This window comes from Microbacterium sp. GbtcB4 (genome assembly GCF_019091465.1).
In the GTDB taxonomy this organism is placed as follows: domain Bacteria; phylum Actinomycetota; class Actinomycetes; order Actinomycetales; family Microbacteriaceae; genus Microbacterium; species Microbacterium paraoxydans.
Genome location: NZ_JAGXJJ010000488.1, coordinates 1 through 239, shown reverse-complemented (window position 1 = coordinate 239; position 239 = coordinate 1). Strand labels below are relative to the sequence as shown.

General features: G+C 74.9%; 1 pseudogene. It reads right to left on the bottom strand.

Annotated elements, in window-relative coordinates:
- Positions 1-239: pseudogene (locus KVS71_RS18570) on the bottom strand (hypothetical protein); the annotation flags it as partial.

The window sequence follows — 239 nt, the reverse complement described above, 5'->3', positions numbered from 1 at the left end:
AGACGGTGATCGACGTCTCGCCGCCAGGGGACGGCGGGACCGGGAGCACGGCACCAGCGCCCGGCGCGGTCATCGCGACGGCGGCATGCACCTCACCCGAAGGCCGGAGCAGGTAGGACGTCTCCGCCGCGACATCGAGCCCTCGGGTCTCCCCCGCCGGGATGACGATCTCCTGCGGCGACCCCCCGTCGTCGGCGGGGTGCGCGACGGTGGTGTCCTGGTCGGAGGGGGTGGCCAGC